The 23076-nt window shown below is 38.8% G+C and carries 18 protein-coding genes; 4 read left to right on the top strand and 14 right to left on the bottom strand.

Going from position 1 to position 23076, the window contains the following annotated elements; translation table 11 throughout:
- The first annotated feature begins 159 nt into the window (after positions 1-159).
- Positions 160-3630 (top strand): indolepyruvate ferredoxin oxidoreductase family protein, encoded by a 3471-nt coding sequence (locus F903_RS10575; RefSeq protein ID WP_005196931.1) that lies wholly within the window; start codon positions 160-162, stop codon positions 3628-3630.
- A 102-nt stretch (positions 3631-3732) separates the two neighbouring features.
- Here F903_RS10575 and F903_RS10570 read toward each other — a convergent pair whose 3' ends face one another.
- From F903_RS10570 to F903_RS10520, 11 genes are all read right to left on the bottom strand, one after another.
- A complete protein-coding gene (locus F903_RS10570; RefSeq protein ID WP_005196929.1) occupies positions 3733-4068 on the bottom strand; it encodes a DUF3325 domain-containing protein in 336 nt (111 codons plus the stop codon).
- Complete coding sequence (locus F903_RS10565) at positions 4065-5759, bottom strand: PepSY-associated TM helix domain-containing protein (protein WP_005196926.1); 1695 nt, start codon at positions 5757-5759, stop codon at positions 4065-4067. Before F903_RS10565 ends, F903_RS10570 begins: the two co-directional genes overlap by 4 nt.
- A gap of 4 nt (positions 5760-5763) precedes the next feature.
- Entirely contained in the window at positions 5764-6111 is a 348-nt protein-coding gene (locus F903_RS10560; RefSeq protein ID WP_005196925.1) for a hypothetical protein, read from the bottom strand.
- Positions 6112-6292: 181 nt separating this feature from the next.
- A complete protein-coding gene (locus F903_RS10555; protein WP_005196924.1) occupies positions 6293-6718 on the bottom strand; it encodes a YbaN family protein in 426 nt (141 codons plus the stop codon).
- A gap of 111 nt (positions 6719-6829) precedes the next feature.
- Complete coding sequence (locus F903_RS10550; RefSeq protein WP_005196922.1) at positions 6830-7426, bottom strand: biliverdin-producing heme oxygenase; 597 nt, start codon at positions 7424-7426, stop codon at positions 6830-6832.
- A gap of 33 nt (positions 7427-7459) precedes the next feature.
- A complete protein-coding gene (locus tag F903_RS10545; protein ID WP_005196921.1) occupies positions 7460-8374 on the bottom strand; it encodes an energy transducer TonB in 915 nt (304 codons plus the stop codon).
- Positions 8375-8383: 9 nt separating this feature from the next.
- The gene (locus F903_RS10540; protein ID WP_005196920.1) at positions 8384-9871 is read right to left on the bottom strand and encodes a hemophilin secretion modulator; all 1488 of its coding nucleotides are present in this window, start codon (positions 9869-9871) and stop codon (positions 8384-8386) included.
- A gap of 80 nt (positions 9872-9951) precedes the next feature.
- Complete coding sequence (locus tag F903_RS10535) at positions 9952-10743, bottom strand: Slam-dependent surface lipoprotein (protein WP_005196919.1); 792 nt, start codon at positions 10741-10743, stop codon at positions 9952-9954.
- Between the two features lie 188 nt (positions 10744-10931).
- Complete coding sequence (locus F903_RS10530; RefSeq protein ID WP_005196918.1) at positions 10932-14105, bottom strand: hemophilin receptor HphR; 3174 nt, start codon at positions 14103-14105, stop codon at positions 10932-10934.
- A gap of 128 nt (positions 14106-14233) precedes the next feature.
- Positions 14234-15238, bottom strand: coding sequence for a FecR family protein (locus F903_RS10525; RefSeq protein ID WP_005196917.1), 1005 nt, complete (start codon positions 15236-15238; stop codon positions 14234-14236).
- The gene (locus tag F903_RS10520) at positions 15239-15760 is read right to left on the bottom strand and encodes a sigma-70 family RNA polymerase sigma factor (protein WP_171065231.1); all 522 of its coding nucleotides are present in this window, start codon (positions 15758-15760) and stop codon (positions 15239-15241) included.
- A gap of 188 nt (positions 15761-15948) precedes the next feature.
- Between F903_RS10520 and F903_RS10515 the strand changes: the two genes are divergently transcribed.
- A complete protein-coding gene (locus tag F903_RS10515) occupies positions 15949-16893 on the top strand; it encodes an ABC transporter permease (RefSeq protein WP_005196915.1) in 945 nt (314 codons plus the stop codon).
- Positions 16893-17771, top strand: a complete 879-nt coding sequence (locus tag F903_RS10510) for an ABC transporter ATP-binding protein (protein WP_005196910.1) — start codon at positions 16893-16895, stop codon at positions 17769-17771. Before F903_RS10515 ends, F903_RS10510 begins: the two co-directional genes overlap by 1 nt.
- 171 nt (positions 17772-17942) lie before the next feature.
- Here the strand turns inward: F903_RS10510 and F903_RS10505 are convergent, their stop codons facing one another.
- The 3 genes from F903_RS10505 to F903_RS16935 all read right to left on the bottom strand — a co-directional run bounded on the left by F903_RS10505 (position 17943) and on the right by F903_RS16935 (position 19594).
- A complete protein-coding gene (locus F903_RS10505) occupies positions 17943-18965 on the bottom strand; it encodes an ABC transporter substrate-binding protein (protein WP_005196908.1) in 1023 nt (340 codons plus the stop codon).
- Positions 18966-19029: 64 nt separating this feature from the next.
- Positions 19030-19464: a CopG family ribbon-helix-helix protein gene (locus F903_RS10500; protein ID WP_005196907.1), complete on the bottom strand. Its 435-nt coding sequence runs from the start codon at positions 19462-19464 to the stop codon at positions 19030-19032.
- A 4-nt stretch (positions 19465-19468) separates the two neighbouring features.
- Positions 19469-19594 (bottom strand): hypothetical protein, encoded by a 126-nt coding sequence (locus tag F903_RS16935; protein WP_004639188.1) that lies wholly within the window; start codon positions 19592-19594, stop codon positions 19469-19471.
- Between the two features lie 699 nt (positions 19595-20293).
- Between F903_RS16935 and F903_RS10495 the strand changes: the two genes are divergently transcribed.
- Positions 20294-23071 carry a TrlF family AAA-like ATPase gene (locus tag F903_RS10495; RefSeq protein ID WP_005196906.1) on the top strand — a complete coding sequence of 926 codons (2778 nt, stop codon included), beginning with the start codon at positions 20294-20296 and terminating at the stop codon, positions 23069-23071.
- Positions 23072-23076: the final 5 nt, after the last annotated feature.

Below are 23076 nucleotides of genomic sequence, written 5' to 3'. Positions count from 1 at the left end.
AGATCATCCACAATGGTAAATATGTACATACATTGAGCCAGCCCTTTCTCAAAGATGCTCAGCCCATTTTAATTTTTCGTATGTCAATTGCTCCAAACTTCAACTCGGATGTTGAGAAAAGAAAGTCGCACGAACGACCACAATACTAAGGAGACATAAATGAATATAGCGACAAAATTTACACCAAGAATGATTACGACAAAGGATGTTTCACTTGAAGATAAATATATAAGCGATGACGGTACTGCTTATATGACAGGTATTCAGGCATTGGTTCGTTTACCACTCGCCCAGACACGTCGAGATACTTTAAACGGTTATCAAACCGCAGGTTTTATATCTGGCTATCGCGGCTCCCCTGTTGGTAATTATGACAGTTTCCTTTGGCAAATAGGCGGTTTACTCAAAGATCATCATGTGGTCTTTCAACCGGGTGTAAATGAAGACTTAGCTGCAACTGCAATTTGGGGCACGCAACAAGCCAATCTTGCTGGACAAGGCAAATATGATGGTGTCACTTCATGGTGGTATGGCAAAGGTCCTGGTGTTGATCGTTCTGGTGATGTACTTCGCCATGCCAATCTAGCTGGTACGTCTGAACATGGTGGTGTTGTTGCTCTATTTGGCGATGACCATTCCTGTAAGTCTTCTACTGTTCCACATCAATCTGAACACGTCATGATTGGCTGTGGCATTCCTATTTTCTATCCAACATCCGTACAACATATTTTAGATCTCGGTGTTCATGCAGTCGCCATGTCTCGCTTTACAGGCGTTTGGACATCAATGAAATTGGTCAGTGAAATTGTTGAAACATCTGCTTCGGTCAAGGTTGGTCTAGACCGCGTAACACCGATTATTCCAGAAGATGTCGAATTTCCTGAGGGTGGTGTCAATATCCGTTGGCCAGATCATGGCATACAACAAGAAGAACGACTCTATAAATATCGTTTACCTGCGGTATTGGCTTATGCACGCGCCAATAAATTGAACCGTGTGACTTTGCCATGCAAAAATGCGCGTATCGGAATCGCTGCCAGTGGCAAAGCCTATTTAGATACGATTGAGGCATTGCGTATTTTAGGGATTGAAGGTGAAGCAGCTGAACAACTCGGATTACGTGTTTATCAGGTTGAATTGATTTGGCCTTTAGAGCCTCAAGGTATTCGCGAGTTTGCTGAAGGTTTACAAGAGCTGATCGTGGTTGAAGAAAAACGCCCAATTCTAGAATCCCAAATCAAAGATGAGCTCTACTCTCTGCCAGATGACAAACGCCCTCGTGTGATTGGTAAAGCCTGTGATGGCAAAGGTGAATGGAGTACATCGATCGAAGAAGCACCATTAATTGGTCATTATGAATTCCAGCCTGAACCAATTGCTAAAATGCTAGCTGCTCGATTCCTAGGTCTCGATTTACCAGAAGCGTTAAGAACGCAAATTCAGAATAAAGCGGACTTATTACATAAAGCAGAACAAGAATCTCGCCGTGTAATCGATCTTGCTGAGCGCAAACCTTATTTCTGTAGTGGCTGTCCGCATAACACCTCAACCACACTGCCTGAAGGTAGTCGTGCGCTAGGTGGTATTGGTTGCCACTATATTGCGGTCTCACTGGATCGTGGTACAGAAACATATTCTCAAATGGGTGGCGAAGGTGTTAGTTGGGCGGGTGCATCGCATTTCACCAATGAAAAACATATTTTTGCAAATCTCGGTGATGGTACCTATTTCCATTCAGGCTATCTGGCGATTCGCCAAGCGATTGCCGCAAAAATTAATATTACCTATAAAATCCTCTACAATGATGCAGTTGCCATGACTGGTGGGCAACATGTCGATGGTCATTTAAGTGTTGCGCAACTGACCAGACAGTTAGCTGCTGAAGGCATAAAAAAACAGGTGATTGTCACAGATGAACCTGAATTGATTCATGCAGAGGAAGAGATTGCGCCAAATGTGGAAATCTACCATCGAAATGAACTAGATGCAGTTCAACGTCAATTACGTGATATTTCAGGTGTTACTGCTTTAATTTACGTACAAACCTGTGCCAGTGAAAAACGCCGTCGTCGTAAACGTGATGCCTATCCTGATCCAGCAGAACGTATCTATATCAATACGGATATATGTGAAAGCTGTGGTGATTGTTCTAAAAAATCGAATTGTTTATCCATTGAAACTGTAGAAACTGCATTAGGACCAAAACGCCAAATCAATCAAAGCACGTGTAATAAAGATTTTTCTTGCGTAGAAGGCTTCTGTCCAAGTTTTGTCACGGTACATACCCGTGATATGAAGCGCCCTGAAAAATTTGAAGGTATTGCTGCTGGTTGGCCTGAAACACCAATCATTCCAGTACTTGATGATGTGCCAAATCGTATTATGGTAGGTGGTGTTGGCGGTACAGGTGTAGTGACGATTGGCGCCCTACTTGGTATGGCCGCGCATCTAGAGGGTAAAGCTACACGCGTGATGGATATGGCTGGACTGGCTCAAAAAGGTGGTACGGTTTATTCCTATATCCAAGTCGCAAATTCTGATGATCAAATTTCTTCAACCAAAATCCCAGCCGGTCAATGTGATCTTTTAATCGGCGCAGATGCCGTGGTGGCTGGTGGTGGCGCAGCACTTTCTCGTTTAAAAGAAGATGCTGTGGTGATCGTGAATGAAGATTCTTCCCCAACTTCTGACTTTATCGAGTCACGTGACTGGTATGCACCAATCAGTGACTTAGTTGATCGACTACGTGGTCGTACCCGCAAAGGCACACTCGTATCACTATCTGCGACACGTATCGCAACTTTAGTACTGGGCGATGCAATCTTTACCAATCAACTATTACTTGGTATGGCATGGCAATCAGGTCGTATACCGCTATTACGTCAAAGCATTGAAAAAGCGATTCAACTCAATGGCACTGCCGTAGAAAAGAATCTAGAAGCTTTCCGAATTGGGTGCCATCTTGCGAGTGATCCAAGTTTAGCGCCACGGTTGCTTGCAGCCATGCAAAAAACTAAAAAGCCTGAAACATTGGCTGAATTAATCGAGGATCGTTCAGCGCGTTTGGTTGACTATTGGAATGAAGCCTATGCGATGAAGTATCGTCGTTTAGTTGAACAAGCATCGAAAGCATTACCAGAAGAATTGACCGCGACCATTGCCACACAACTGTATCGTGTGATGGCTTATAAAGATGAATATGAAGTCGCTCGTCTTTTAACCGGTAAAAAATTCAAAGAGTCGATTGAAACCCATTTTGGTAAAGGTTTACGCTTAACTTACCATCTTGCTCCACCGACTTTAGGTGCTGATCAAAATATTCGTAAGCGTGCTTTCGGATACTGGATTCGTTTCCCAATGATGTTGCTAGCTCGTTTGCAGCTGCTTCGGGAAACCTTGCTCGATCCATTTGCACGTCATGAAGAACGCAGACGTGAACAAGCTTGGCGTGATCGTTATATCACATTTGTTGAAGCATTGATTGCTTCACCTGAACAGTATGACTTAACTGTTGCTGAGGAAATTGCTCAGTTACCTGTAGAAGTACGTGGCTTTGGTCATATCAAAGCACAAGCCATGCAAACAGCGATGCAACGTTGGGATGAGTTGTCTTTAGTACTCAAAAAATAAGGAAATAGCAATAAAGTTGATATGACGACTTTATAAAAGAAAATTCAAAGCGTTAAGAGTTTGGCTCTTAACGCTTTGTTTATGAAAATGCAGAATTACATACTATAGCAAGTGTATAACCAATAAAATCAGAAATAGCACTGCGACCATAGCATTCGCTTTCAATATCTTTTTAGGCGAATAGGTCAATAACAATCCGACCGCCAAAGCTGCAAAGCTAATGCACCCTAACCATTCTGAAAGTCCAATTGAAATGCCTTTAAAGTATGCAGTGAATCCCGCAGATACAATCAGCAAGCCCCAACCTACAATTTGAAATAAACGACAATTTTGTTGACTGACTGGACTTGAGAAAATCTCACGTTGGTGCTTCGCCATCGTACAAGCCAGACTCGACAATCCAACCACACAAACACACCACAATAACGAGGCAGTCATTCTATAGACTCCTGTGCAGTCTTATTTTTAGGCTGTGCTTTTTTCTTGATCGGTAAGCCTTGATACCGTTTTAGCTTGTAGTAAGCGTAAATAAAGATTAGTCCTAAAGTGATAGATACCAGATCAAAACTTGCAATCATCCATTGACCAAGATAGATACTTTTCCAGAGTGGCATACCTCCAGTTAAGACATTGAGTATTGGAATCAATAAAAACATGACCGCAGCCAAAGCGAGTTGATCCAACCATGCAGGACGATGTTGACGAATTGCAGCATGGACTAAACACAACAACCAAGTGATAAAAAATACCTTAATTTCAATGGGTGAACGTTCAATAATTTGAGCTGGAATCAGTCGATTGGCAAAGAAATATGAAGCACAAGCAATTGGTAATCCTGTAATCGCTGCAATATTTAATACTTCAACTACACGATGCCCGACAGGTTTGTAGCCCAACTTTTGAACATCTGGTGCGCGTTTAACCACCCATAGAATAAGTCCAGATGCGATCATCATCGTACCTAACACACCTGATAAAAATAACAACCAACGTAAAACTGAATCTACGCCATGTGCCATATGAAGCCATGTCACTAAGGTATAAATCGCTTTTGGAGTTGAATTGACAGGCTTCGCCTCGTCTATTTCTCGACCAGTTACCGCATTGAATTTTAATGACGGAATACTTTCTCGATCCATTAACGTTGTGGTACGTGTAGCGTTATATTGTATTTCGGCTTCTACCGTATTGGGTTTATTGACCCTGATCGAAGAGATGGGATTGTTTGACCAACTGTGTTGAACAGTCTTCGTCAACGCAGTTAAATTAACCATTTCTGCCGCCTCAACAGGCTTATTTTCTTGCCCTGATTCAACACGACCACCGCCACGACTTCCTCGTCCTGTCAGCATTCCTTTTTGTTTTTGTTCTTCCAGTAAACGGGCTTGTTCAGGTGTTTGAGCAACAGGTTGATTGAGAATCTGATAGAAACTGCGCACATCGCCATAATGTGTATTCATCGCCCAAGGCATAAACAAATGCATCAGCAGCAATAAACCACTAAAAGTAATCATGATGTGAAAAGGCAAAGCAAAAACAGCCGTCGCATTGTGTCCATCAAGCCATGAACGTTGACCTTTGGCAGGTCGGAAAGTAAAGAAATCTTTGAAAATCTTTTTATGCGTGATAATCCCGCTGATGATGGCAACAAACATAAATAATGTTGCCACACCTACGATCCAGCGTCCCCATATACGCGGCATGCCATATAGCTCAAAATGGAAACGATAGAGAAATGCTCCACCTCTGGTTTCTCTAGCCTTGATTTCTTGACCTGTTTGAGTATCTAAGTAAATCTCTCCACCGCGTCGTCGCTCCTCACCTGCTTGACGGATATTCAGCATAATGGCGGGTTGTCTTTCATTGGCAAAACGAATATTCCAACTCTCTGCATTTTGCCCTTTCTGATTCAAATATGTTAAGGCATGGCTGAGCTGTTGTTGCTGTGAAGCGGTATTCACTGATTGATGTAGTTCTGGCTTCATCCAAACGGTAATTTCATTTTGGAAAAAGCTGAGTGTACCTGTTAAAAATACTGCATATAACAACCAGCCTAAAAGTAGACTCGTCCAAGTATGCAACCATGACATCGACTGACGTGGACCTTCATTTTTACTATCGACACGCATGATGTCACCCTTGTAACAATAAATAGATGAATGTCATCAAGATGCTCGGCAATACCACAGCTAGCCAGACTTTAAGCGTCGATTTGACCATGAATATCCATACAAACAAGGCACAATGAATGATAAAAGCCAGCATAGTGACGCTTAAAACAGCATTGGCTTTTAAAGGCTCTGAGGGAAATAAAAAAACAATCAGCATCACCGCAATGGCTACAAGGTAATAAGCACCAAAAATTGCCAGTACAAAACGTGAAAAAATCATCAAGCGATATTTAAGCAATGATGATTGTTGAATTCGATTTTTGGAGACACTTTTCGTGGTAACGAAAGGAACAGACGCTTCAATAGTCATAGCAATACCAACAGGAGCGGCGATGATCCTAAATCACCCCCACCTTAATCTATTATTAAAAATTGTCTGCAGGATACACAAAACCTAAAAAAATAACAATAATGACAACCATTATCATTTGCATCTGGTTTATTTTTCCTCAAAATAAACACGATTGTATCTATTTGAATGAATAAAATAGCTATTTTCTCCACATCCAGATCAATACCACCAACATGCATCCTATTGCAGGATAGACAAACCAAGGGTGTGGAATCGTCCAGATCATCACTCCTGCTGCTATGCTCATACTAATTGTTGACATATATTTTGCTTTTTTCGGTATGCGACGATTTTCCCTCCATTCTTTTATGATGGGACCGATAAAACGATGGTTTAACAACCATTGATGAAGTTTTTCTGATCCCCTCGCCGCAAAGAAAACTGCCAGTAAAATAAAATCGACAGTTGGTAAACCCGGAATAAAAATCCCGATCATTCCCAGTGCAATGCATAACCAAGCGAGACATATAAATAACATGCGCCACCAAATCGAACGTGCAACTTTACTTTCTGATGGTAGTGAGGAAGTCAGTTCCATATTTAACTTATTCTCTGTGTGATCCATATGTTTCATACTCAGTTAGGCGTAGGTTGATGAGTTAAGCGCTTTGAGAGTTTTCTAATCTTTGCTATGTATTTCCCCAATCTGGATAAATAAAAATAGCTTCTCAAAGATTTAGTGCATTTCATCCAATCGATTAAGTGCGTTACCAAAATAACCAAAAGCATCTAAAGCACCTTGGATCACACGGTCTTGTTGAGACTGATCAAAGCCAGCCTCATCCAAGGCGTGTACAAAACGTTTCCACACCTTGGCACGACCTTCTGGATAGGCAGCAAGGTTTCGAGCAGCAAAAGTTTCAGAAAAACCTAAATGCTTTTGTGCTTCTTTAAATAAAAAGGCTGCACCTAAAGTTGAACCCTCCGAAACGTAGATCCAGCCTAATGCTTCAGGTATTTCGATATTTTTACTTTGTAAAGGTTCACCTTTGGGTTGTAGTCCCAAGTCTTGTAAATCTGCAAGTGCTTGTTGAGAGCGTCCACGAATCCCTAAATCTGGGATGAGTTCCGCAACACCTTGTTTTTCGAAAAGATGTTCAATCTCTTTTTGAAAGTAGTACTGTGACAAGGTGAATTGTGTATATCGCTCTTTACTCGAAAATACCGCTGCTTCAGCCATTAATTTGTGCATACGCTCATGTTCAGTTGCGGTTTCATGTTTTAAACGTTGGGACAATTGATTAGCAATCATCTGTTCTGTCGCTGCATTCATTTTCTTTCTCCTAAAATAGATATCACGGATGGTTCAACGATTCCGACTGAGTTTAAGTTGGACTGGGAAGTCCACGACCACGGCCACTGCTCGGCCGTTCAATTGATAAGGTTTAAATTTTGATTTAAGTGCAGCTTGTATGACACGTTGATCCAAGCTGCGGATGCCTGAACTCTGTTGTAATTGAATATCTGTCGCCTGACCGTTTTCATTAATGCGTATACGAAGTTCAACAGTACGATCTCGTTGTTTTAGTTCACGATCGTCATAGCTTAGTTTTGCAAAACTCAATACATCTACACGACTCACTTGTAATGGTTCATTTGGGGCGACTTGGCTATCTGGAGCACGTGCAAGTTCCTGTTGTATAGCAGGTGCCGTTACACCGCCCGCGTTTGAATGGTTCTCTCCTTGTTGTTTAGATACATTTGGGTTTTGCTTCGATGTAAGCTGTTGTTCGATCTGTTTTGTTTTTAACGTTAGATCTTTATTCAGGGATGGCTCTGAATCTACAGATACTTGAGTTGGGGTAGCTTGCTCATTTTTATGATTATGTTTTGGCTGGCTATCTGATATCACACGATCAGCATGAGTGCTGCTGAGTGTGCGAGTATTTGCGGCGGTTTTAGACGATACAGTTGCATTTGAACTCTCTGATGCGCTTCGGCTTTGCTTCTCTGACTTGATTGCAGCAGCACTTTGTCCAGACGAACGTGGTAATGGTTGTTCGGCACTGGACAATGAAACGAAATGCACTTTTAATGCATTCACTTTAGGGGCACTATCCAATGTATAAGGTTCTATCAGATGGCTGAGCAACCACAATACCGCGATATGCAAAAGTATGACCATACCTGCAACGCCCCATTTCCCGAAATGATGAGGAGGCAATTCAGAGAAGCGAGGAAATTGTTGTTTATAACTTGGAGATAGATTTTTTAATTTCATCAGCCACTCCTAGAAACGGTATTCGAGTTTCAGGCTGACATTGTGCTTGTCATAGGTGTACAACCAATCCACATTGCTATCATTGTGGTTATAACGATAAGTTAAATTCGGTGTTACGCCATAAAATTTGAAGCGTGGCATTTGCACCACAAAAGTATAATTTTGTTCAAAATCATGTCGTCTTGCTTCATAAACCTTTGCGTATTTATCAAATTGTCGCCAACGATAAGAACTTAATAATGTTGTATTAATTCCAATATTCCATGGTTTACTTATACCTAGACGAATTCCTTGTTGCTGGTAAGCCGCGATATATTGTTCTTGTGTCGAACGATTAAGGACATCGAGTCCACCGAATAATGTCCATTGTTCTGGCAAAATTTTCCAAAAAGTCGCCAGTACCGAACGCTCTTGCCCATTGAGTGTTTTATAGGTGTGGTAATCAAAATCTTTAATTTCTGCTTCAAGTTTGAGTGCTTTATCGCCTGAAATAAATCGCATCCATTCAATTCGTCCGCCCCAAGCATCGTACAAACTCTCGTTGCCATAACGTTTGTGTTCAAATAGTGGACTGAAATTAATTTGGTTTTTTAAATCGTAATAGCTATAACCTGCATTTACGTTGAGGGTGGATTCGTTATAATTTCTTTGGTTATCGTAGGACTGTCCATAAGCTAGAGCACGTAGTGCAACACCATGATTTTCTTTGATGGAAAAACGTTTGATCAGGCTTGCGTCATAATCTATACCATTTGCTGAAACTGCTTTTGGACTTCCTCGTGTAATTTGAGCTGGGATAATGTTGCCCTCTTTATCCATACCATACAGCGTCCAAGTTTTACTTTGTTCTGATGAACTGTTTAGATTGCTCGCATAAATAGGACCTACAGCAATAGAACCATGCCATGAATCTCGTTGAGCAAGCGCTTTGACGAAAAGCTGAACCGTTTTTTGTACTTCCGGTGGGATGACACTGTGATCACTTTGTTCTAATTTATTTTGAATCGTTATAAAAAGGTGTGCTGCCTCTTTGTTCTTCTGTTGTTCAAACAGCACACGCGCTAACTCGAGTTCACAAATTAGATTGTTTGGTTGTTTATTTAAACTGCTTTGGAATTTTTGTTCAGCCAGTTTTAGTTGTCCCTGAGCACGTGCCAATGCTCCTTCTGCAAAATCAGTTAAAGCCTGATCATGCTCAGGATAGTTTTGATAATGCACTAAATAGATTTGAACATTTACCCATTGTTTTTGCATAACAGCGAGATATAGTGCTTTGGCTAGATCATCTTGGTTTTTCTCTACGACATAGACTTTTCCATTGATTTTGAGTTCAGGTAACTTTTCAGTGCTCCGAATCGTACCTTGTACTTGAAGTGAACGCTGTTGTTGGAATAGCTGCTGATCTATGCTTTGATTTAGGCGAAGTTGAGTCTCATCATCCGCATAGAGTGATGTATTTCCCCATAAAGCCAAGCAACACAGCAATGTTCGTTTCATATCAACCGCAAACCAAAATGTAAAATCATCAACGCATAAAAACAAAAGGAACCTACAAATGTAGATTCCTCTCACCACGATTAGTTTTTTGCACCGCCAAATGCAGTGTTATAAGATGCGTTATTAAACTCGGCGATACCTGCCAAAGCCGCAGCATTTGCACCAAAGAAATGTCCTTGGACAATACCTGTATTATTTAACCCAGCTGTACCATTGGCGCTTGCTGCACCAGCAAACTCAGCAGTGCCCGGATTAAATGTCACACCATTCAATGTTAAGTTTGAAACCGCTGTACCTGATCCATTTAAAGAACCTTCAAGCGTCCCTGTACCAAAATTCGCAGTGAAATTACCAGTTAACAGATTCGTCGCAGATCCATTAATCCCTGCAACGGTATAAGTTGCAGTACCTGCTGTTGGTACGGTGGTATTGCTATTGTCACCCGCATAATAGACCGTATGGCTCGCACTCGCTGCTGTATCGCCAGCCTTCCACCACTCACCAAAATATACTTCCTGCGTACCCACCTGACCAAAATTAAAGTTACCCAAAGCACTATGTGAAGGTGGCATAGCCGATACAGGAATGTGAGAAATATTAAAGCTCTTGCTACCCACTGTGACATTGGTATTACTGGTACCTTGTGCCGCAAATGCTTGTGCCAAGCCCTTTAATGAACTAAAACCTGTAAATGCATTGTATGGTGCGCCTGCCGCTTCTATAGATATTGCTGCTACACCGTCTGGATGGCTTGCATTTGCAGCCGCACCAATTCTAATGTTTGCTTCATTGCTAGAAGCACCATCAATAGCTGCATGAGAAAATACAGCAGAACATGCAACCAGACCGATGAACAGTTGAGAGATTTTCATTTATTGTTACTCCATTTATTTGAAGATAAGTTATTGTTTCAATGAGGATAACGCTATCGCTATCATTTCGTTGTATAAGCAGTTGAATCTATAAAACTGCTTTTTATTAATGTAAATAATAATCATTCAAATCTATTATTTACGCCTATCTAATTCCAATTCACTTAAAGCTGGAATTAAATTCTGTGCTAAAACTTAGTTGTCCAACTGATTTTAAGGGTGCGACCAGGTGCGGCCATCGCACTCCGAGTAAGCGGATCGATATAAAATTGGTTTGAAAGATTATTTCCTACAAACTCAACGGTGTTGTAGGTATCGACTTGATAGCGTGCATAAGCATCAAAAATCCATGTGTCGTCCCACGCCAAAGGAACATTGAGGTAATAACCTTTATTGACGCCATCATCATTGTTTTTACGCAATGGGCTTTCATAACCTTTATAGAAAGTTGCACGTGCCCCAAGTTCAAGCGCTTCATCAAAGAAACGTGCGCCGAATAATGCATGTGCACTGAGTTCTGGTGTAGACATTGTCACCAGATAACCATTGGGAAAGCCGTCATCGACGCAGCGTTGGTAAGCATCACGGAATTGAATGCCATGATCTGTTTGTACAGTGCCACTATTGATCATCCTGTCAATCGCACTATTGCTATCACAGACTTCATTTTTGAGGTTATAAGCCAAACTTAAATCTGTGAAGAAAGCACCATTGTCAAAACGGCTTTGCAGTTCTAAACCTGAAAGTTTTTGCTCATCAATGTTGGTAAAAATCAGATTTTGATTTCGTTCAATCACGTTCTTGGTCTTGTTGTAGTAATACGCCAGTTTAAAGTCAGCTTTGCGTGCTGAACTGAACCAGTCACGCATATCATAGACATAACCCACTTCATAGTTAAAAGCATGTTCAGGTTTAACAGCTTGATAAGGCATCATTGCTGAAAAACCGACAGTGCTTTCAAATAAACTCGGCAAACGATATTCTTCAGCATATCGCGCATAGAGTCGGTTATTTTCGGTCAGTTGAATCGCTGCACTTAACTGAGGCGCCCAACCGCTATCTTTAACTTTTTTTACAGATTTAATTGGAACTTGTTCAATTACAGCGGGCTTAAAGCCATTTCCGATCACAACGTATTTCTGATCTAAAGCGTTCAGTTGATCCAAAATGTTGTCAGCCAAAGCCAAATGACCATTTTGATCTGCTTTCCATGTCAACGTATTGATTTGTGACCAAATTCGGCTATATAAATTTGTCTCTGATGCAGGTACCGTCTCCAAGCGACCATCCCAATCAGGATTGCTCGTTGCATAGCGTTGTGATAGTAGGTTGAGCATGCGCTGCTGCTGAGCATCATAACTTTCAGGCATGGTTCGATATTCAAAACTATATTCTTTGAGTCTATTTTTCTTGGTAAATAATGGATTTAGCGTAGGATCAAGCCCATTGCGGATTGATTTATTTAAGAAGTCATCAAAAGCCCAATAAGAACGATAACGCATACCCGCATCGAAGCTTAACCAAGACAATGGACGATAATTAAAATTAAAATCAAACGTTTTCTCTTCACGTCGTCCAGCACGCGGTAAAGCTTGGTATAAGGAATAGCTTGAACCATGATCACCATAGACATCATCAGATGTCAGCTTTTCTTTTAAGAAGCTTCCACCCAGCGTCAAATCGAGTTGATCCGTTAAATGTGCTTTATTGCTCACTGTAATGCCCTTACGGATATTATCTGAATGACTGACTGCGGTATTAATAATTTTGTTATCACGAAAGTCTATCGTGGTTGGCCAGCCGCCACGAGTAAAAGTCTGGCTTTCAGTATCGGTTTGCCAAACATTGGCATAAAAATCGACCCACTGATTGCTATCAGGTTTAAATTTGTATTCCAAACTGTATGCTTTTGAACGGATGTCACTGAGCGGCCATTGAGGTACACCCAAATCAGGCGTTATTCCCCATTGAATGCGAGATGGCATGATTTCGCCAAATTTATTTTTAGTATCTCGATAAGTGAGTTTTAAGGTTTGGAAATCTGTAGGTCGATAGGTTCCTTTGAAAAGCCAAGACTCCATCTGGCTAGATGTATTTGGAACTTCATCACCCGGTTTGTAGGCATGTGCAAAATATGGAATAAAATCGAAATTGTCATTATTGGGTTCAGCACGTTTGTAATAACCCGCACCGTGTGTTCCTGAAAAATAATTGCCACGTTCACGAACAGCATAAACTGCCAATAAATCGAATTGATCTTGTTTCATTGCCAGTGCAAGTCGACCTGCCAAATCATCGCCATATAAATTAGAGTTATCTTTTCGGGTTCTATTTTTCTTGTAAATATCAGGATCATATCGGGCGCGATCTATTTCAATCCATGGTGTTGTCTCACTATAATTCCGACCGACTTTACTCATGTCGGGTAGCGATGGATCTATTGAGTTCGTTGAGCCTTCTACTTTTAATTCAGCACCAAAGGTTTTTCCTGCGCGGACAATATCATCAGCTTCAAGTGTTTTAACCAACACCCCACCACCAACAGATGTTGTGGCATTACGTTCTAGTGAAGGTCCTTTGATGACCTCGATCCCAGCAATCAAGTTCGGATCAATATAGTTCCGATTGTTAACACCGTTATACCCTCGCCAAACAGCGACCGATTGCTCTGTTCCGTCAATCGTTAATGGTACTCTACCAACACCTTGCACACCGCGAACACTTGGATCAAGTGCCCCACTATTCCGCGCATCACCACTATAAACCCCGACCATACCTTGTAATACATCAGCAGGATTTGTACCTTTAAAACGCTCTACATATTCTTTACCTGCATACACTGAAGAATGATTTGCGTCATAAACCTTGTTATAACCTTGTGTATCACGATCTTCTTGACCGTAGACAACGATAGGAGCTAAACGAGATGAGGCTTCGTTCATTGAATCGCGCTGATCACTCATAGGTGAAACTAAAGCAGCTTGATTGGCCGTTAATGGTGGTGCTTTTTTTGTGAGTGTATAGCCTTGCCCAACTTTCACAGCATAAAATTCTGTGTTCATGAGAATATGTTGAAAGCCTTGCTCTATGGAGTAACTTCCTTTTAAGCCAGTACTATTTTTGCCTTTTAACTGTTGTGCATCGATTGCGATCGAAGTGCCCGATTGCTCTGCAAATTGATTTAACACATTTGCCAATGTTCCTGCTGAAATATTATAAGATTTGGCATTTGTCGTTGCTGCATATGCAGAATGTAACGGTAAGGCAATACTCCCGATTCCCACGGTATAGATTGCAAGCGCAAGCTTTGATAATCGAAACAGACTGTTTCTCTGTTGCTGGCCATTTCCCAAGTTTTCCATTACACACCCCAGTAAATAGAAATAAGAATCATTCAATATAAGCAATTAAAATGATCCAAATTTATTGCTTCTATTTACTATGACGAACAAGTAAGGGAAAAGTGGAACCAAAAAATTAAAAAATTTTGCTAAGTCGTCACAAAAATCACATAAGGCGTAATTTGATATATTTTTAATTGTGGAAAAACTGCGCTGAGTAGCTTAAGTGCGTCTTGTGTTTGGTCTAGTGGTAATACAGCATTGACTTGTATCTTGCTCAATGCTGAATCATTAAAAATAATTTTTCCTTTGTAGTTCTGATCCAAGGCTTTTAGCACCTGATTAAGTGGTAGATCTTCAACCATCAGTTGATGTTTATTCCACTTTTGCTGCTCATTATAGCGATTTAGTACTGAAATTGGTGTTAAACCATTTTGATCTATTCCAATCGTTTGCCCTGCTTCCACTATTGCTTGATTGACTTTATTTACAGGTGTTTGCTTAGATGGTTTGGCTCGCACTTGAACTTTTGAATGTAGCATTTTTAATTCGGTTATCTCTGGTTGATAAGCAACACTAAAAGCTGTTCCGAGTGCCTGTATTTGTCCATGAGATGTTTTGACAATAAAAGGTCGATGCTGATCTTTAGCAACATCAACAAAAATTTCTCCTTGCACCAGCTCAACCACTCTTTGGTTCGTCTTAAAATCAATATTGACGGCACTTTTGCCACGAAGAATGATTTGTGAGCCATCTTGTAATGTTTGAGTCGTCCACTGACTAGAATTACTGCGAATATCCGCAGCAATATAACCTACTGATGTATCTGATAAATATAATGTACCAATACCCAAAGTGCATAGGGCGATCGCAAATGCTGTACCAGTTCGAATATTTTTATAAACCTTTCCTGATCCCAGCCCTGCTTTGAGTGCCGATTTGGTAATTTTTTTATGATGATTATGTGATAACTTTTGAATCGAGCCGAGACAGCGTTCAATATCGTTGGCAATCTTTTGATGTTGCTGACTATTTTTTTTCCATTGTTTGAATTGTACTTCTGCATTACGACGAGTCACCTCATCATCCGCGCTTAATTGAACAATCCATTGTGCTGCCTCTTCAACTAATTGCTGGTTATGATTCTTTGTCATTTAAACCAACACATCCATATCCATTCGGGTTTGATAGCACTGTACCAAACAACTGGCCAAATACTTCTGGATCATCTTGGTCGAAACACCGAGTTTTTCAGCCGTTTCTTTATGCGTATACCCCTCTAAATAATGCAAGATAAAAGCCTGTTGGGCTTTTTCAGAGACCACTTCTAATGCTTTGCATAACTGATGAATGGCTTGAATGATTTGTACCTGTTCTTCGGGAGAAACAACTGCATCAAGCATGTATTCCATTTCACTTAAACCATCTAGATACGCTTGTTCAATTCTTTTCCGTCGTACTTGATCGATCAATAAATTTTTCGCAATTGAAGTCAAATATGCTTTTGGTTCTTTGACACCCAACAACTCATCGCGTGTCTGAAGGATTTTAATAAATGTATCTTGAACTAAATCAGCAGCTTGCTCAGAATTTCCAATTTTCTTTCGCAGCCAATGATGAAGCCACCCGCTATGGTTTCTGTATAATTCATCAACGAGTATCGGGTTTTTGTTCACAATCATTGACTCAAAAACAAAGTATTTACAAATGATAATAATTATCATTTGTAAAATCAAGAAAGAATAAGAATAAAGTTTTACTGCTTGCCTATTTTCACCGCAAATTAGTATTTATCTGATTGGCACTTATTTTGCTTAATCAGTATTACGTTTTATAGAAAATGTAATATTAAGAGGCAAAAAATATGAGTTACGTTGCGCGCGAACTCAGCCAAACCAACAAATTGTTATTTGGTCTAGGGTCATTTTTAATACCAATTTTGTTGTGGTGTGCTGTAAGTTATTTGCCGTTTGTATGGCACCCACAAGTCAAAATTACGGATACAGGCAGCGTGGCATATCTACAGATTGATAGTCGTATTGCCAAAGAAGTCTTTTATTCTGAAGCACAAAGTGCTGTAGATCATGGCTTAAAACCACCTCAAGGAATCTTAGTCAACCCCATTTATTTGCCTGCCCCTCACGAAGTTGCCAAAGCGCTTGTCACTGCATTTACGACGCCACCCGTTCAAGCCAATGCGCCGTGGTTTCATGAAAGTCTTTGGCACAGTATTAAACTGGTCTTCACTGCATTTTTTATCTCATCGCTCATCGGTGTACCTTTGGGGATTTTATGTGGTTTTTCTAAAACAATTTCTCAACTTACCGAACCATTTGTTGAGTTTTTCCGTTATTTGCCTGCCCCTGCTTTTGGTGCGCTAGCTGTTGCCATTTTAGGTATCAACGATGCACCAAAAATAGCCATTATTATTATAGGTACGTTATTTCAACAGGTTTTAATTATTGCCAATACAACTCGATTAGTTGATCGCAGTTTAATTGAAGCAGGATTTACCCTTGGAACGAACAAAACCAAGAGCCTATTTCATGTGGTAATTCCTGCTGCCTTGCCAGAGATTTATCGTAATTTAAGAGTTTTACTCGGTTGGGCGTGGACTTATTTGATCGTTGCTGAATTGATTGGGAGCACATCAGGCATTACATGGTTTATCACCCAACAGGCACGTTACCAAAATTTTGACAATGTTTATGCAGCCATCCTCATCATTGGTGTGATTGGTCTGATCTGTGATGTCATTTTAATGAAACTTGGACAGCAGCTTTTTAAATGGAAATCAGGAGCACACTAATGTCAAATACCCATTTCAATGCTCGTGAATATTTTGATCACATCTATGAACGTGCTGTCATTTTAGAAGCGAAACAACTAACGCAAAGCTTCAAACACGGTAAAACTGAACGAACTGTTTTAAACCAAATTGATTTAAAGATTCATAAACGTGAGTTTATTTGTGTGATCGGTCCTTCTGGCTGTGGCAAGTCAACATTTAGCCGTATCGTTGCTGGACTTGATTCTTATTCAGGTGGAGAGATTTTGATTGATGGACAACCGATCATGGGGCCTAGTCCTGAGCGTGGTATGGTGTTTCAAGGATATACACTGTTTCCGTGGAAAACCGTCAAAGAAAACGTGATGTTTGGCCCAAAAATGAAGGGACAAAGTGATAGTACAGCCGAGGCTCAAGCACGAGAATGGATTAATATTATCGGCTTAGAAAAGTATGAAAATCAGTATCCTCATCAACTCTCTGGTGGAATGAAACAGCGTGTTGCGATTGCCAGAGCATTGGTGAATGAACCCAAAATTCTATTGATGGATGAACCATTTGGCGCACTTGATCCACATACCCGTCAGAAGATGCAACGACACTTGATGGATTTATGGCAAAATATTGATATCACCATTATTTTTGTCACTCATGATATGGATGAAGCAATATTACTTGCTGATCGTATCGTCGCACTGAAAGCCAATCCTGGTGAAATAAAAGAGATTATCGAGGTGGATTTACCTCGCCCACGTCATCCAGATCAAATGCTTTGCCCTGAATTTAAAGCATTGCGTCAACGTGTGGATCAACTGGTTCATGCCGATGAAGATCAACTCGATCCAGCACTCGAGGATTTGCCGTTAATTCCTCGTATGACTAAAGTAAGCGAAGATTGAAACGCTGATAGATCAATAAAGTAAAAAAATTCAAAGCCCACTTACAAGAGTGGGTTTTTTATATTGAAGTATTCATTGATATATTTGATAGATAAAAAATCTCCCTAATGAAAGGGAGATATTTAAGAGCCAATGATTGAATTTATAAAAGATTGTTGATCAATAGCGAAACTATTTTACCTCCTCAACGAGCGTTGGAAAGATCACGCCATCAACATCTACTTTAGTGGTGTAGACTCCATTTTTAAAATTAAATTCGTTGACGTGATAACTTGAGCCATAGATAGAATCAAAGCTGTCGGATTTGGTAAATACCTTCTTATTTGCTTGCAGATCAAGTAAATGGGTTCCGTCAATAAATTGAGCATATTGATCAGCATCTAAACCAACTCGTTTTGCCATGATTGCTATAGCATCGTCTCGTGTTGCAGGATCATTAATATATTTAACGGTTTTATCCCATACCTGAATGATTTTTTTCCAATCTTCTTTATTCGCAGCAAGGTGCGTCATATTGACGGTCAAAGTATCATAAATCAGTCCGGGCTTATCTTTGGATGAATAGATGATTTTAGAGCCTGCAACCGCTTTCAAAGCTTGATTGGCTACAGGTTGCCAAACTGCAATTGCCGACACATCAGGACTTGCAAACACTTGAGGTAACTCATTCGTCATAGCGTTTACTAAAGTGACTTCACTATTAGCAACTTTGGCATCATCTAAAGCTGTATTGAGTAAGTGATGATCAACTAATCCTTTCTCAACCGCTATTTTTTTACCTTTCAAATCAGCAATATTATTAATTCCATTTTTGGCAATAATGACATCATTTCCAGCCGAATAATCAGTTGCCAAAATAATGATGCCTTTGGTGCCTCCTGAAGCGATCACTAAGTTATCACCATTGGATACAGAAACAGCATCGAGTTGATTTGCAGAAAATGCATTGATTGATGCGGAATAATCGAACCATTTAAATTCGACATTTAACCCTGCTTCTTTAAACCAGCCTTTTTCAATAGCAACTTGCCATGCAACCCAACCCGGCCAATCACTGTATCCAATCGTGATTGGTTTAGTGTTGGTACTACCTTCAGTTTGTGCTTTAGACTCTGGAATTTTTGCCGTGTTGTCACAGCCCCCTAAAAAAATCGCTGTCAGCACAGATGCTGAAATCAGTGTTTTTTTGATCATCTTATGCTTGCTCCTATTGTGCTCTGATATTGAGAACTTTTCGTCTTTACAAATGTTTATGTGCTTAAGTGTTTTGTGCGATTGGTGGCATGACGGCATCCATCAATTCCAAATGCCCTTTAATCACCCCTTTTAATGCAATGAACTGTTGAGTGATGGCTTTCAAATCACTACTCACACCTTGCATCAACATGACTTGTAGAACTTTGTCATCATCCAATTGAATATGTAATGAACTGATCACCTGAGCTAAGTATTGTTGCTGCAAATCAACAAGTTGTGTTCGCAGTGGTTTTAAACTCACGTCATATAACAATGTCAATGTGCCAACCATCACTTCATCGTTTTTAGCTAGATCATCGATTAAGTGTCGATTGATCATGTCCAAGATCGCTTGTGAACGGCTTTCGTAGTGTTGATCTACGATTTTTTGATCAAGTGCATTCAATGTAGTTTCAGGCACGGTAATACTGATTCGAGCTAACTTTTGCTTGGCCACCGTCTTATCCCTTTACCTTGCTGACTTGGTGATTTTGTTTGAAATACAGACCTGCTCTTGCACTGAATAAATCGACTAAAAATTTTTTAATAGGGTGTTTTTCTACAGTGTTGGTTTTGGCTTCACTCATCTCGCAGCTCCTACAAGGGTATTACTAAAATTAGTTTTTGTATTACTTATTTAGAATGCAGAATATGTGCCAATTTATAGTGATTGAGATTTGTTGAATAAACTTAAATTAAATAATAAAAAAGCCCCACTACGTTGAGATGGGGCTTGCTTGAAAGCAGAGTATTTCATCAGTTTATTCCATTGTTACTGCTCATGTACTGGTTATTCTTTTTATACATGTTGGAATGAACCGATGTGTGTGATTTAGTGATCAAGTTTATTGTTCTCCTCTATTTATGTTGTATATAAATAAAAGCATAAAACATGCCAAAATATCAAATAGTGTGGATTTGGTCAGAATAACAAGATAAATAAGCTACATAGGTGTAGGCAGCAAGAATTGAGGCTAATTTCCTCATTTTAAAAATGCCTAAAAAATGTACCAATTCGCACCATTTAGGTCCGTTGAGTGCATCAAAGTGTGGCTGGATTGGGTTTTTGAATTTGCCAAACAAGTTCAGCACTTTTGATGTGTGTCAATTTAGTTAGGGAGCTTATAGTTTCAGGCTAAATAGTAATAAGAATTTAACTTTTTGATGGAAAATATATTTAAATTAAGAAAAACCCTCTATAAAGGTTCTTTTCCAAACAATATTTATCTACAATTAATTTAATAATCAAACAATTGTTCTTTAAAACAATATTAAGGGGAAAAGTGATGAGCCGTGGTTCTGAGTGGGGACGTTGGGATCTACACGTACATACAAAAGGTACAGCAAAAGGCGATAAATTTGGCAATATTTCTTTTAAAGATTACTGCATTCAACTTTTCAAAAAAGCTATGGAACGTAATATCAAAGCTATTGGCATCACTGATTATTTTAGTATTGAAAATTATAAAAAAGTAAAAGAGTTTCAAGATCAAATTCATACTGGAACAGATTTCGACAAAACAGAAAAAGAAATGATTTGTAAAATTCTTTTGATCCCGAATATAGAGTTAAGAATTACACCTAGCACAGATAAAGGCAGTGCTATAAATATGCATTTTCTACTAAATCCAGAAATTCTTGAAGATTTTGAAAACCAGTACTGTGATGCATTGACATTTACAGTTACTGAAGAAGAACAATACAAGCTAACACCTTATGATCTTAAACGATTAGGAAGAAAAGGAGTCAAAGAAAATATCAATGATGAATCTGCATATAGAAATGGTATATCCTCTTTTGTTCTTAATTCTAGTGATATTATTAAAGCATTTAAAAAATATCCAAATTTCAGAAAAAATTGTTTGGTGGCGGTAGCTAACTCAAATAAAGATGGCGCTTCTGCATTTCAAGGCCACGAAAAGTTCTTGTATAGCCAACAAGATGGAGCGACTTTAAAGGTACTTAGAGAATCTTTATATAAAGTTTCAGATATCATTTTTTCTTCAACTCTGACTGATAAACCCTTTTTTCTAGGAAAAAATACTACAGATCAATCTATCTTTCTTGATAATTATGGTACTTATAAACCATGTATACATGGAAGTGATGCTCACGATCTAGATACTTTATTTGAGCCAACAGATCAAAAATATTGCTGGATTAAAGCTGAACCCACTTTTGAAGGTTTAAAGCAGATTATTCATGAACCTGAAAGTCGTGTTCATATCAGTCAGCATTGTCCCGAAATAAAAAACTCGTATGAAGTAATAGATTATATTGAGTTAAGTAATAATAACGTTGAAAATGGAAAAATTTACTTTAATGGCAATTTAACTTCTATCATCGGAGGGCGATCATCAGGTAAGTCTACTTTGTTACAATGTTTAGCCAATAAGCTTCATCCATCTATATTTTCACCTAAGGGAATCGATAAGCCAAAGCATCTTGATTCTCTCTGCCAAAACTTCCATATAGTGTGGAAAGATGGTCAATGCGATGATAGTAGACCGATTGAGTACTTTTACCAAGGACACATGTTTAAAAAGTCTAATGAAGAAGGCATTGAAGATATTGTTAAAGGTTTAATTCTACAAAAAGATCCTAAAGTATTTGAAAAATTCAAAGAGGATGTCGACAGTATTCGTCATGAAAATTCAGGACTTCTTTCAACATATTTTTCAATTAAAAGTAATTTAATATCTAATAAAGACGCATTAAAACAAAAAGGCAATAAAGAAGATATTGAAAAACAAATTATTCAATTAAATGAAGAAATTAAATCATATCAAACAGAAAATATTACAGATAATGAAATCAACTTACATGAAGATAAAATAAAAGAAATATCTTCAATTGAAAATAATTTAGAGAAAATAAAGGGATTACAAAAAAGAATAGATCTAATGGAATTATCAGAATTTATAACTTTCAATAATCCATTAAATATTTATGCGAGTTTTCCTATTATTCAAAATGAATACAATAACTTTGAAGAGTCAATAAAGTTAAAAGTTACCGAGGAATTAGTCACATTCAAAACTACTACTACCAATAAACTCAATCAAAGGCTAAAAGACTTAGAGGTTCAGCTAAATACTATCTCAATCGACTCTACCTTTAAAAAAGTAAATGAATATTTAAAAAATTCAAAAAATCTACAACCATTTTTAGAAAGAAAAAAAGAAGAAGAAGCAAAACTTAAAGATATTCATGATATAGAAGAAAAAAATAAAAATACTCAAGATCAGTTGAAGCGATTATCGACAGAAATACGTGAAAATTGGTTAAAAATGTTTGAAAAATTTACAAGCTTAACAGCTTTGGTTAATGAAATTAGTATTAGTCAGGATATTGAAATACATGCCACTAATATTTTTGATCAACCTGTTTTCTCTGAGTTCATTCAGAAAACCATTAATCAATCATCTGAAAAAGCTAAAACGTTTGCTTCAATTTCAGTTGATTCTGAACAACAACTTTTATCTAATTTTGATGCAATTATTCACGCCGTAAACAATGAAGAAGTTAAATTAAAACTGGGTTCTTCAATAGAGACCATCACAAAAGAGTTTTTCGATAAGGCGTGGTTTAGAGTGAAATATGAAGTTACCTATGATGGTGACAATTACAACGATATGTCACAAGGAAAAAAAGCTTTTGTTGTGCTTAAAATGAGTTTGGATTGTAGTGAAAGTAAATGCCCGATTATCATTGATCAACCGGAAGATGATTTAGATAACCGTGCTATTTATACAGAGTTAGTAACTTATCTTAAGGAAAAGAAAAAAGAACGACAAATCATACTTGTTACTCATAATGCAAATGTCGTAGTAAATGCAGATAGTGAATTGATTATTGTTGCAAACCAACACGGGATTCACAGTCCGAATTTAAATAATCATAAGTTCCAATATAAGTTTGGTAGTATTGAGTCCCTAGAGCATGATCCAAGTTGCTCATCCACTTTAAATCAGAAAACGATTAAGTCACATATATGTGAAATTCTCGAAGGTGGTGATCGTGCTTTTAAACTAAGAGAGCAAAAATATAATTTATCTTCTTAGGCCAA

Origin of the sequence: Acinetobacter sp. NIPH 298 (genome assembly GCF_000369505.1) — a bacterium.
Lineage (GTDB): Bacteria > Pseudomonadota > Gammaproteobacteria > Pseudomonadales > Moraxellaceae > Acinetobacter.
The sequence above is the reverse complement of the archived record's forward strand: the minus strand, read 5'-3'. Positions and strand labels throughout refer to the sequence as shown.

Bases quoted from the DNA above. Each gene is read 5' to 3' on its own strand.
- F903_RS10555 (WP_005196924.1), bottom strand. From the start codon at position 6,718: ATGGATCACACAGAGAATAAGTTAAATATGGAACTGACTTCCTCACTA.
- F903_RS10575 (WP_005196931.1), top strand. From the start codon at position 160: ATGAATATAGCGACAAAATTTACACCAAGAATGATTACGACAAAGGAT.
- F903_RS10535 (WP_005196919.1), bottom strand. From the start codon at position 10,743: ATGAAAATCTCTCAACTGTTCATCGGTCTGGTTGCATGTTCTGCTGTA.
- F903_RS10510 (WP_005196910.1), top strand. From the start codon at position 16,893: ATGTCAAATACCCATTTCAATGCTCGTGAATATTTTGATCACATCTAT.
- F903_RS10550 (WP_005196922.1), bottom strand. From the start codon at position 7,426: ATGAATGCAGCGACAGAACAGATGATTGCTAATCAATTGTCCCAACGT.
- F903_RS10545 (WP_005196921.1), bottom strand. From the start codon at position 8,374: ATGAAATTAAAAAATCTATCTCCAAGTTATAAACAACAATTTCCTCGC.
- F903_RS16935 (WP_004639188.1), bottom strand. From the start codon at position 19,594: ATGAGTGAAGCCAAAACCAACACTGTAGAAAAACACCCTATTAAAAAA.
- F903_RS10570 (WP_005196929.1), bottom strand. From the start codon at position 4,068: ATGACTGCCTCGTTATTGTGGTGTGTTTGTGTGGTTGGATTGTCGAGT.
- F903_RS10530 (WP_005196918.1), bottom strand. From the start codon at position 14,105: ATGGAAAACTTGGGAAATGGCCAGCAACAGAGAAACAGTCTGTTTCGA.
- F903_RS10565 (WP_005196926.1), bottom strand. From the start codon at position 5,759: ATGCGTGTCGATAGTAAAAATGAAGGTCCACGTCAGTCGATGTCATGG.
- F903_RS10515 (WP_005196915.1), top strand. From the start codon at position 15,949: ATGAGTTACGTTGCGCGCGAACTCAGCCAAACCAACAAATTGTTATTT.
- F903_RS10525 (WP_005196917.1), bottom strand. From the start codon at position 15,238: ATGACAAAGAATCATAACCAGCAATTAGTTGAAGAGGCAGCACAATGG.
- F903_RS10560 (WP_005196925.1), bottom strand. From the start codon at position 6,111: ATGACTATTGAAGCGTCTGTTCCTTTCGTTACCACGAAAAGTGTCTCC.
- F903_RS10505 (WP_005196908.1), bottom strand. From the start codon at position 18,965: ATGATCAAAAAAACACTGATTTCAGCATCTGTGCTGACAGCGATTTTT.
- F903_RS10540 (WP_005196920.1), bottom strand. From the start codon at position 9,871: ATGAAACGAACATTGCTGTGTTGCTTGGCTTTATGGGGAAATACATCA.
- F903_RS10495 (WP_005196906.1), top strand. From the start codon at position 20,294: ATGAGCCGTGGTTCTGAGTGGGGACGTTGGGATCTACACGTACATACA.